We start from the raw sequence: 11,853 nt of genomic DNA on the forward strand, positions 1-11,853 counted from the left end.
ACCAGTGTAAGATATTTTTAATATTAGGGGTAGCGCAAACGGGTAATTGACTTTAATAAATCAGAGAGTTAGTTGATTTTTGAGCAGGTGAGATCACTTGATTTTTTTTAGTAAAAAGCCCATCACTTCAACTGATGGGCTTTTTTAAATTCAATTACTTAAACCTAATTAAAAGTCAGCGGTCAATGTTACTGCTGCTGTGCGCGGCGCACCAATAAAGTAAGTAGAGCCATTGCCTGTACCACCTGCTAAGTAGCTTTTATCAGTAACGTTATAAACAACAAACGATACGTCAATGGCTTTGAACGGGCCTGCATTTACATCAGTTGAGTAGCCTGCATTAAAATCAAGTACGGTGTAGCCGTCTACTGTATTACGCGAGCGAGTGTCTTCGTCTTGCCATGAACCTAAACGCTCGCCGGTGTATTTAGCCGATAAACCAACACGAAATCCATCGCTAAAGTAGTCGGTAGATACCACAAATAAATCTTCTGATGAATCTATTATGCTATCGCCTTTTCTAAAGCTCGGCGCTACATCATTACCGTTTTCATCTTTTAATATTACGCCTTGTGAATCGTATGCATTTGGATCATCTGATGAATACTCAGAACTGCTATTAGTATACGACGAGTACACGCTCCAACTTGGTGTTAACATATAGCTAGCTGCAAGCTCAAGCCCACTTGAATCAATACCTCCTACATTTACGTAAGAGCCATTTGTGCCAATGGTGTAATCAATGCCGTCTGTACCGCTTCCTGGTGCAATAAAAGTAATACGGTTATCAAACTTAACACTGTAAGCCGTTGCGGTAAGCGTTAACTTATCGGCTTGATAACGTACACCAAAGTCAATATTGTCGGCAGTTTCTGGTTCAATATTTGTAAGCGTTGAGCTGTCTCGTTCAAGTACACCGTCTTTAATTGCTGCAAAATTTTCGCTGTAGCTGGCAAACAATTCAGTGTCGTTATTTAGCTGATACAACACACCACCACTAAATAATACGTCTGAGTCGCTATCTACTTTATCTGAGCTCTCATTGGCAAAATGGTCGTACTTTTGTAACTCAACTAAATACTGTTTTGCACCAATATTTAATGTTAAGTCACCAAAATTAATCGAGTCTTGTAGGTACCATTTGAATGTATCGGTATCAAAAGTATTTTTGTACTGAGTCCAATAAGGCGTGCTATCAAAGTGATAATAAATACGTGCATCAATTACTTTGTGCCAATCACGCGATTCTTCACGTTCGCTTTGCTCATACCAAAAGCCCGCTTCTATATCGTGATCGCCAAATGTAGCTTGGTAGTTTGCGGTTACACCCAAACGGTCTTTGTTGTAATGCGTATGGCGGTATGACATAACCGGCGTTGCTGTTGCATCGTAACACGCAGGATTCAAACCAGGACCCGACTCCCATGGCCAGCTTAAACTTGCAGTACACCCTTCATTTGGTGCAAGCGGGTTGCCTTCACTATCAGTAAAACCATAAGAGCCTGCATTAGTACCGCCCTCTAGAGTTGGGTCGCCATTTTCATCAACGGGCGTTGTTAAGTAAGGTGGGATCCAATCGCCGCGACCTGAATTTTTATGGTAATAAGGGCTAACGGTTAATAATGACGTTGGCGAAATCGCGTATTCAAATTTTAAATAGCCTAGGGTATTTTCACGCAGTGTTCCCCAACCTTCTGCAAACATTTGGTCAAAGTGCGGAACTCCCGTCCAATTCCATGTTAGCTGATCCCACTCTGGTGTTTGTTCAAACTGCTCAAGGCTTACGCTGTTATAGTTTGTCTCGCTTACGTCATCGTAAGATAAACGCCCAGTGAGTGTTAAGTCGTTAAAGTTAGATACAAATTTAACTTCAGCATGTTGGTTGTCTTTACCCCCATTACTGCCTGAACCAATCCAGCGGCTTGTGTCGGTTTGCGAGTAACTTACGTACGCTTGTGTGTTATTAAAAACAGTGCCTGTTTCGTGTTTAAAGTAATAACGCGTGGCATCGTGGCTGCCTGATGTATAAGCAAAGGTAGTGCCTTTTTCAAGGCTTGGGTCTTTACTTACAAAGTTAAATGTCCCGCCTAGTGCTTCAAGTGAAGCCGACTTAATATCAGACGTACCTTGACCAACTTCCACCGTTGCTAAATTTTCGCTATCTAGGTAGCGGTTAGCTTTTGCACCACCACCGTAATTAGAGCCACCATTGGGAATGCCATCAACGGTCATCCCTAATTGCTGTTGGTTCCCGTCAATACTAAAACCACGCATAGTGATTGTAGTCGACCAATCATCGCCACCAAATGCATCACCTTCGTTTATGCTAATACCCGGTAAATTGTCAATAACCGATAATATGCTCGATACCGAACTTTGTTGCTCAAGCATTGCAGGCTCAATAACATTATTAGCGTAGCTCGTTGGTTTAGCAACCACGGTTACTTCTTCTATGGTGTTGTCGTTAGCATAACTAGATGTTGATACAGCCATGGCAATTGCCATGCTCAAAAGCGATTTGTTTTTTAAAGCGTACATTGTTGTCCCGTTTGATTTTAATTATGAAATATGAAAACGCGGACAGTATGAATTTTAAATATGACAACGAGGATGAACTTTATTTACATAAAAATTAAACAAATATGGAAGATTTATGGCGGGAATATGTACAAAAAAAGACACCCAAAGGTTTAACTTTGGGTGTCTTAATTATTTTCTAGAACTTATTACAAATAGTAATTTATTTCAATTGTACAAGCATTTCATCGCTGTATGGTACTAACTCTTCACCGTTTGCAATTTTGCTAATGTAATCTGGGTTTGCAATAAGTGGGCGACCAATAGCGATTAAGTCAAACTTAGCATCGTTAATAGCTTCTTTTGCTGACTCAAAACTATAACTACCTACGCCTACTAATGTACCTTTGTAGCCTGCTCGTAAAAATTCAGAGATGCTTTTGCCTTCAAGCGAGTCAAAGCGCATGCTGTCGTCAAAAATACCGCCGTGTAAGTACGCTAATTCTCTGCTTTCAAGTTCTGTTAATAAGTAATCAAATACCGCTTTATCGCGGCTATCTTCGCTCATATTAAAGTAAGCACCCGGTGTTAATCTAAGTGCAGTACGATCACTGCCTACAGCAGCAATAACCGCATCGGTTACTTCTAGTGCAAAACGCGACATGTTTTCAGGCGTTTGACCATATTCGTCGCTGCGTGTATTTGCAGCGTAATGTAAAAATTGGTCCACTAAATAACCGTTAGCACCGTGAATCTCTACCCCATCAAAACCCGCTTCAATAGCGTTTTCAGCGGCTTTTGCAAAATCAGCAACTAGACTTTTAATATCATCAGTTGTGGCTGCTTTTGGTGTGATGTAGGTAAGCTCGCGCATACGTGGTACAGAGCCTTCAACACCAATTGCCGATGGCGCAAGTACATCACCATCAAAAAAGTGAGGATGTGCAACACGACCAACATGCCAAAGTTGTGCAAACATTTTGCCGCCATTAGCGTGCACTGCGTCTGTTACTTTTTTCCAACCTTGAACTTGCTCGCTGGTAAATAAACCCGGAGTATTTGGGTAACCTTGTCCATCTGGACGAATAATAGTTGCTTCGCTAATAATTAAACCGGTTTCGGCACGGCGAGCATAATATTCAACCATATCTTGTGTTGGCACTAAATTATCGTCAGCCATACAACGCGTTAATGGTGCCATAAGTACGCGGTTTTTAAGCTCTATCGTATTATTTAGTTTAAACGGAGCAAGTAGATCAGTTGTCATTTTTCAATCCTTCATTAAGTATATGCTTACTACAATGTGGCCTTTTTACAAACATTCAAGCTTATTTTGAATGATCGCTCAAATTAGTGAGAATTTATACTGATCAACATACAAATTAGATCTACATTGATGAAATTAAATAGCAACTTTTCAACACTCTGTCATATAACTCGATATACTTGTGTGCATATAATTTAGATATAGTAATTAAAAGTGAGCTAATTATGACAACGCAAAATTTAAGCGAAGAACAAGCAGTAATTTTAGGGCTTGGAGCAAAAAAACGTCTCGCCTATATGTTCGAAACTGTGCAGCAATTTAAGCAAGTATGGATTTTAAACGACGATGATGGCTGCGTTATGCTTGCCAACGAAGATGACGACTGCGTACCAGTTTGGCCAACTCGCGAATTTGCAGAAGCATGGGCAACTGGCGAATGGGCTGGCTGTAGCGCTAAAGCAATCCCACTTGCAGACTGGTTTAGCCGGTGGACACCGGGGCTTGAGGAAGATGACTTACTTATTGCTGCATTTCCTACTGAGGAAGACGACGGCACAATATTGTTTTCAGACGAGTTTGAAAAGCAATTAAAAGCACCAAAGCAAAAATATTAAGGTTCAAAGCCTAAATACTCAGAGTTCTAAAATTTATAAACGCGGCACTTAATTTAGTAGCCGCGTTTTTATTACCTGTTTCTAAAACTCAAATACGCCTGCGTTATAGCATTTGCATCTTCTACTTGTGGATAATGGCCAAGCTCTACAAACTCTTGTACGCGCGCATTTGGGATCAGCTTTTTGTAATGCTCAATCATGTGCTTACCAGAGATGGGATCTTCTGCGCCTGCTATAAATGTAAGTGGTATATGGCTATTTACAATGGCACCAACCCAGCGTTCTCGGTTTTGCTGCCTCTGTTTTATATAACTAATGAGTTTAGGCATAACGGCTAAGCCATCTTTGTAAATCAGCAGTTCCCAAAGTGTGTCTATTATCTGTGTTGTAGGCGGTGTATTTTTGCCAAAAATAGTCACTAGGTTATTGGCAAATTTTTGTTTATTCATTAATTTCGGCACTATCCAACCAAGCCTTGAGAGCAAAAGCTTTTGTATAAATAATGGTTTATGCGCCTCAGGAAATAACCCACCATTTAAAAAACACACGCTGTTAATTTGTATTTCACTTTGCAAAGCTACTTGCCTTGCTAATAACTCTTGAGCCACAGTATCACCATAATCATGAGCTAGTATGTGCACGTCACTAATATTTAAATGCTTTAAAAGTTTCGTGTATAAGTCGGCTTGCTCGGTAATTTTATAAATCGCGTTTATTGGTTTATCTGACAAACCAAAACCTAGCATATCGAGCGTAATTACAAAATAATGTTCACTAAGCGTTTGCCACATACCTTCCCAATCCCAACTGGCGCTAGGAAAGCCATGTATTAAAAGCAGCGCAGGCTTACTTATATCGCCAGCTGTTTTAGTAAAAATTTGATGGCCACTAATTTGAGTAAATTGACCCTGTGATTGCCACTGTTGAAGAGAAAACATATATTAGCTTAATTTTTATTATTAATTTGTTAGTTTTATCATAAAGGTAATTAAAAAAGGACACAAAACCAATGCATAAAATTTGCATTGGCTTATTAAACGTCATTTTAAAATTTAATAGTATAATCTACATAAACTCGGTGGTCGGCTCTGTCGCCTTTAACACCATCAACACTGCCTGACTTTTCGGTTGTATAATCTACATATAACCAGCGCAAACTTAAGCCTTTAATTTTCTCTACTTTATAACGAGTATCTACAGCCCAGTACTTTTCATCGGCTGTACCGCCTAACTTACCCAACGCAGAGTTTTCAGCATCGCTGCCGTCTGTGTAGTAAAATTTAGTTGTTAAGCTAGGCGATACTGCTTTCAAATCAATTCCTAAACGAGCTTGCCATGATGTTTCATTTTGGTTTGTTAAATCGGCACCAATTAATGAGCGAGTTGGAAATGGGTTTGTACCATGATCGCCACTAAAGTTATCTTCAATCCAAGCATCGCTTACTTTAGTAAAGGCCGCACCTACACTCCAAATATCTTTTTTCCAATCAGCATCTAAGTAATAGGCAAATCCATCATTTTCACTTTTAGTTAAGCCTGTTAATTCACCAGGTGCATCTTCATCATCCAAGTCACCGCTCTCTGCGCCTGTTACAAATAAATCACCATCATCTTGTGAGGTAAATATACCACTTGAAAGCGTTAACTTACTTTGCTCAAGTTTTATGTCGTAACTGATTTTTAATCCCATTTTATTTAGGTAATTGTGGGACTTTAAATATTCAGCTTCTAATGTTATGTCGTCTTTTTTATGCGTAGCACCTACGCCCCAAATTACACTAATAGCGCCAGTTGCAGATTGATCGGTAGAAAAATCTTCCCATCTATCATCGTGTCGACGGCTCCACTTATCGTAAACGTAACCGTATAATTTAGTGTTACCAATTTTGTAATCGCCAAAAACACCTCTAAAAGTATTAGGAATAGCCCGACTTCCAGAGCTTTTAAGCAACATACTTTTGGTTTTTTGCCCGCCCACTTTAACGTGACCATTGTTGCCCAATTTAAAATCTAAAAAATATTGACCAAATTTAGAAAAGCTATCGTCTACTCCACCACTCTCATTACCTGCTGGTAAAATATTACCTGCGGCTGAACCTGTAGAGTTAATATTCATTGCGGTGTAAGTCGATACACCCACACTCAATAAATCGTTTATATAACCCGATGTGTAATTGAACTCTATACCTTGAGCAAAGGTAGAATCGTCACTTGCGTCGTTATCGTAGTCACGGTCAAAATAAATTGATCTAAGTTTTATATTAAATTCATCTTGTTCTGTCAGCCCATTAACAGCGGCATACGAAGGTATAGAAATACACGTTAATACTGCGGCTGTTACCGCAAATAATTTATAGAGCCGTAGAGTCATAGTTATCTCCGTTACCTTGTTTTGTGTTAATTTAATGCAGCAGTGCATAACAACGTGTACGTTTAGCAAAAATGGCAAACGTCGTATAAGGTAATTATATTTCACGCAATGACGTTTTTTCATGCTATTAAATATAGAACAATATAAGTTTTTTAATGTTTTAATTTTCATGCTATGAATATTAAGTATTTGTTTTGTGCTCGATACATCACAACATTGAGGCAGCTATTTACTCGTATCTATACTGCTAGGTCACTTTAAAAACACTATAATTATGGCTGAGTTTTACTTGGGGTAAACTTACCAAATTTAAATCAGGAGCAAAGACTAAGAGTTATTCGTTGTTTTTATGGGCATCTAATCCACACTAAAAACCAGTAAATATAAAAACGAACACTTTTAGCTAATACTTTTGTTGGTAGTTATAAAGCCACCGAAAACATATAAATTATTATATTTATATGTTTGTTCATTTTACCTTGATGCTTAAAATCAAATTTTTACATTCCCTCCACTCTAAACCACTATAAAATATATATATTCTAATTTAAAACAAAGTTGTATCCTGAATAATAAGTGCTATATTTATCTCGATGATAAAACAGATATACAATTAGTATATTCATAATAAAGGATGGGTTAATGTTTTCAGGACGACCGGTTAGTAAAGGGCTATTAACCTCTGTACTTATTCATACCATTTTACTCACCATCGGTGTTGGGTTAACTTATATTGCTCATATTAAGCATCAAGATGCACTTAACAACAAAATAAATGAAGCCCTTACTAGTCGACTTTCTACGCTTTCATCAGGCGTAGAAAGCAGGCTCGATTTATATAAGTATGGTCTACTTGGTTTAAAAGGCTTTGTTCACGGCATAGGTGTTAACAACCTAAACTACAAAGCAATTTCTAATTACTCTAACAGCCGTAACTATGCCCAAGAATTCCCCGGCGCAAACGGTATTGGTTTTATAAGAAAAGTAAACTCTGAAAACTTAAATCAATTTCTACAAACTGCAAAAAACGATCGTCCTGATCATATATTTAATATAAAAAAACTCACGAACAAGAGTAATGAACTTTTTATTATTCAATACATATTTCCTGAAAAAAGCAATTTACAAGCCATTGGGTTAAATATTAGTTCAGAGGAAATGCGTCAACAAACGGCTTTAAATGCAGCCATTAATAATAGCACTCAACTAACAGCTCCCATTACGTTGGTGCAAGCTGATAAAAAAGCACAACAAGGCTTTTTAATCTTACTGCCAGTTTATAAAAAAACGATTATTCCTAGAAACAAAAATCAACGTTTAGAGCAGTTACTAGGATGGGCTTACTCCCCTTTATTAATTAATAATATTTTGGACTCTTTATCACAGGTAGATGAAAATCACCTCATTATTAGCGACCTTAATAGTAGCACCGACTTTTTTAGTTATGGCGCTAAAAGTACTTCTACAAATTTCTATCACAGTAAAGTAATAGAGGTTATGGGAAGAAAGTGGAAAATAACAATTAATGCCTCAGATGAATTTATTGAAACACTTCACTTACCAAGTAAGTATAAAGCATTAGTAAGTGGTATATTTTACACGCTAGGCTGTATGCTTATGGCTTTTTTAATACAGTTATTTATTTTTAGACGAAACCAAAGAATTAAAAGAAAAGCACTACAAGCAAAAAAAAATAAGCTCGTATTACAACAAGCAAATTTAAGACTAGAAAATGAAGTAAAACAACGCACCAAAGAAATTGCAGATATAAGTATGCTTCAGCGTAGTATTTTAAATAGTGCTAGCTATTCGATTATTGCTACCGACATAAATGGCTTAATTACATTATTTAATCCCGCCTCTGAAAAGTTATTAGGCTATAAAGCGCAAGATGTTATTGGAATTGAAAACCCTGGCATTTTTCATTTAGAAGAAGAAATTATAAAAAAAGCTCAGCAACTAAGTACTGAATTAAATAAACCTGTCTCCCCTAGTTTTGAAGTTTTGATATTAAAAGCAACAGCAACTAAGCCTGATATTAATCAATGGACATACATCTCCTCTTCGGGTAAAAAAATACAAGTTAATATAAGCGTTACCTCTTTATTGAACAATGAAAATGAAGTTGTTGGTTATTTGGGGGTAGCATATGATTTAACCGAACAAATTAATCACGAACAAGCTCTTGGAGATGCTAAAGAGTTAGCTGAGCAAGCATCCCAAGCTAAATCTGAGTTTTTAGCTAATATGAGCCATGAAATACGCACTCCTATGAATGGCATACTCGGCACTTTACAGTTACTGCAAGAACAACCATTAAATGAAAAGTCAAAAGAGTATTTAAAAAAATCACTCTATTCAACTCGCTCACTCACCACTATTATTAATGATATTCTCGATTTTTCTAAAATTGAGGCTGGTAAGCTTTCATTAGAGCATAAGCCTTTTGATCTTTTTGAACTGATTCATCACTTAGAGTCAGATCTTGGTCTACAAGCTAGCGATAAAAATATATACCTTAAATTTGTTATCAATATTAATCATAAGCATTGGGTGGGCGACCCTGTTAGGCTCAGACAGGTGTTTTTAAACCTAATATCTAATGCGATTAAGTTTACGTCGCAAGGTGGCGTTACAGTAACCTTTAGGCTAACCGACGAAAACAAAATATGTTGTTGTATATCAGACACCGGAATTGGAATTTCTGAGCAGGCTATAGAGCGATTGTTTGAGCGCTTTGAACAAGCAGAGCAATCCACTACGCGTGAATATGGTGGTACAGGTCTTGGTTTACCTATTACTAAATCATTAATAGGTTTAATGAATGGCGAAATTAAAGTAACAAGCCAATTAGATTCAGGTAGTCAGTTTTATGTGTACTTACCATTAAAACAAGCACAGATTGATGAAAGCACATTAATAACAAAAAATGTTGATCTCCCTGACCTATCCGGAAAAACCATTTTATTAGCTGAAGATAATAAAATAAATCAGCTTGTTGCATCTGCGATGCTTGAACCTACAAAAGCCACCATTATTATTGCAAATAATGGGTTAGAAGCAATCTCATTATACGAGTCACACAAGCCAGACATTATCTTTATGGACATTCAAATGCCTAAAATGGATGGTCTTCAGGCATGTAAAAAAATTAAGGCGCTTAATAGCGAGCAAATCGTTATTGCATTAACCGCTAATGTTTTTACAGAGCAAAAAGAGATATACAGGCAGTTATTTGATGGTTACGTTTCAAAGCCAATTGAAAAACATGAGCTTGTAAGCATGTTATCAACACTATCTTTAGTTAATAGTTAGTCATTGCGAAGGCATTAAAAAACCCAGTTACTAATACCTTTCGATATTAGTAACTGGGTTCTAAGAATAATGGTGGAGGAAGAGGGATTCGAACCCTCGTTAGGGATAAACCTAAACACACTTTCCAGGCGTGCGCCTTCAGCCACTCAGCCATTCCTCCACAGTGCTGCAATTGTATAATGCAACAGCGCGCTATAGTATGAAATAGACTCTTAAGGTGCAAGGCATTTTTAAATATGAGTATTTAAATGCTTATTAATCAAACAACAACTTAAGTGTAGGCACAAAAAACGGCTAAATCTAAGACTTAACCGTTTTTAATTTATACTTTTAAAATTACTTAGCCATGCTCGCAGTAAACTCAAGCATGCGATTTAGAGACTTGAGTGCGCCTTCGCGTAAATCCATATCAACGAATACTTCTTTACCTTTAGGGCTTATAAGGGCTTCCTCAATCGCTTTTAAGCCATTCATAGCCATCCAAGGACAATGAGCACAACTTTTACATGAAGCGCCCTCACCTGCCGTTGGAGCCGCAAAAAACTCTTTGTCTGGGCACAGTTGCTGCATTTTATAAAAAATACCGCGATCGGTTGCTACAATAAACTTTTTGTTTGGCATTGTTTGCGCAGCTTTAATTAATTGACTCGTAGATCCAACAGAATCTGCAAGTGCAACAATTTCTGCTGGTGACTCAGGGTGAACCAATACGCCTGCATCTGGGTGCAATGCTTTGAAGTCTTTTAATGCCTTAGTTTTAAACTCGTCATGCACGATACATGCGCCATTCCACATTAGCATATCAGCACCGGTATTTTTTTGAATGTAGCTACCAAGGTGCTTATCTGGGCCCCAGATGATTTTTTCGCCTTGCTCATCTAGGTGCTCGACTATTTCAAGCGCACATGATGAGGTTACAATCCAATCTGCACGCGCTTTAACTGCGGTAGAGGTGTTTGCATACACAACCACTTTACGGTCAGGGTGCTCGTCACAAAACGCTGAAAACTCATCTACAGGGCAACCAATATCAAGCGAACATGTCGCTTCAAGCGTTGGCATAACGACTGTTTTATTAGGCGTTAAAATTTTGGCTGTTTCGCCCATAAATTTTACGCCCACAACAATAATCATATCTGCATCGTGACGTGCGCCAAAACGTGCCATTTCTAGCGAATCGGCAACGCAACCGCCAGTTTCTTCAGCAAGTGCTTGAATTTCAGGATCGGTATAATAATGTGCAACAAGTACTGCGTTTTTATCTTTCAGCAATTTTTTTATACGTGTTTTGTATTCGCCTTGCTCGTCTTGTGTTAACGGTGCTGGCTTAGGAGGGAAAATATAACCTTCAGGCATAATTGTTTGAGCTAGACTCATGTTCTCGACCACTTATCTACAGTGCATTAATTACGGCGAATTATACGAGAATATAAACACAAATAACAGCAAACTAGCGAAGCTGTTTATAAAAAATAGAATGGGAATTTAAAAAAGAATATAAAGGAAAGTATTAGAGAGTGGTGGGTCATGATGGATTTGAACCATCGACCAATTGATTAAAAGTCAACTGCTCTACCAACTGAGCTAATGACCCGCTCTAATATAAATCTGCTTTGTAAAAAGCGTGCGTAAATCCGCCGATTAAAACTTTCATAGAATGGTGGGTTATGATGGATTTGAACCATCGACCAATTGATTAAAAGTCAACTGCTCTACCAACTGAGCTAATAACCCGCTCTATGCACTTATTCAAATATGAATGAAGCTTA

General features: G+C 37.8%; 7 protein-coding genes and 3 tRNA genes. 2 read left to right on the top strand and 8 right to left on the bottom strand.

From position 1 onward, the window contains the following. Positions 1-168 precede the first annotated feature (168 nt). Positions 169-2,538, bottom strand: coding sequence for a TonB-dependent receptor domain-containing protein (locus I6F49_RS07995; RefSeq protein WP_197179655.1), 2,370 nt, complete (start codon positions 2,536-2,538; stop codon positions 169-171). A 202-nt stretch (positions 2,539-2,740) separates the two neighbouring features. Then, complete coding sequence (locus I6F49_RS08000) at positions 2,741-3,784, bottom strand: alkene reductase (RefSeq protein ID WP_197179657.1); 1,044 nt, start codon at positions 3,782-3,784, stop codon at positions 2,741-2,743. 224 nt (positions 3,785-4,008) lie between these two features. On the opposite strand from I6F49_RS08000, the gene I6F49_RS08005 reads away from it, so the two are divergent. After that, positions 4,009-4,398, top strand: coding sequence for a DUF2750 domain-containing protein (locus I6F49_RS08005; protein WP_197179659.1), 390 nt, complete (start codon positions 4,009-4,011; stop codon positions 4,396-4,398). Positions 4,399-4,469: 71 nt separating this feature from the next. On the opposite strand, the gene I6F49_RS08010 is transcribed toward I6F49_RS08005, so the two are convergent. Together I6F49_RS08010 and I6F49_RS08015 are read right to left on the bottom strand one after the other, a co-directional pair. Continuing rightward, positions 4,470-5,336, bottom strand: coding sequence for an alpha/beta fold hydrolase (locus I6F49_RS08010; protein ID WP_197179661.1), 867 nt, complete (start codon positions 5,334-5,336; stop codon positions 4,470-4,472). 107 nt (positions 5,337-5,443) lie between these two features. After that, positions 5,444-6,769, bottom strand: a complete 1,326-nt coding sequence (locus I6F49_RS08015; RefSeq protein ID WP_197179663.1) for an OprD family outer membrane porin — start codon at positions 6,767-6,769, stop codon at positions 5,444-5,446. 642 nt (positions 6,770-7,411) lie between these two features. Here I6F49_RS08015 and I6F49_RS08020 point away from each other — a divergent pair. Continuing rightward, the gene (locus I6F49_RS08020) at positions 7,412-10,084 is read left to right on the top strand and encodes a CHASE domain-containing protein (RefSeq protein ID WP_197179665.1); all 2,673 of its coding nucleotides are present in this window, start codon (positions 7,412-7,414) and stop codon (positions 10,082-10,084) included. Between the two features lie 70 nt (positions 10,085-10,154). Here the strand turns inward: I6F49_RS08020 and I6F49_RS08025 are convergent. The 4 genes from I6F49_RS08025 to I6F49_RS08040 all read right to left on the bottom strand — a co-directional run bounded on the left by I6F49_RS08025 (position 10,155) and on the right by I6F49_RS08040 (position 11,818). Further along, positions 10,155-10,244 (bottom strand) — tRNA-Ser (locus I6F49_RS08025). 176 nt (positions 10,245-10,420) lie between these two features. Then, positions 10,421-11,461, bottom strand: a complete 1,041-nt coding sequence (nadA, locus tag I6F49_RS08030; RefSeq protein ID WP_197179666.1) for a quinolinate synthase NadA — start codon at positions 11,459-11,461, stop codon at positions 10,421-10,423. A 141-nt stretch (positions 11,462-11,602) separates the two neighbouring features. Then, a tRNA-Lys gene (locus I6F49_RS08035) sits at positions 11,603-11,678 on the bottom strand. A 64-nt stretch (positions 11,679-11,742) separates the two neighbouring features. After that, positions 11,743-11,818: transfer RNA gene (locus tag I6F49_RS08040), tRNA-Lys, on the bottom strand. Positions 11,819-11,853 lie beyond the last annotated feature (35 nt).

This window comes from Pseudoalteromonas sp. SWN166 (assembly GCF_015864485.1).
Taxonomy (GTDB): domain Bacteria; phylum Pseudomonadota; class Gammaproteobacteria; order Enterobacterales; family Alteromonadaceae; genus Pseudoalteromonas.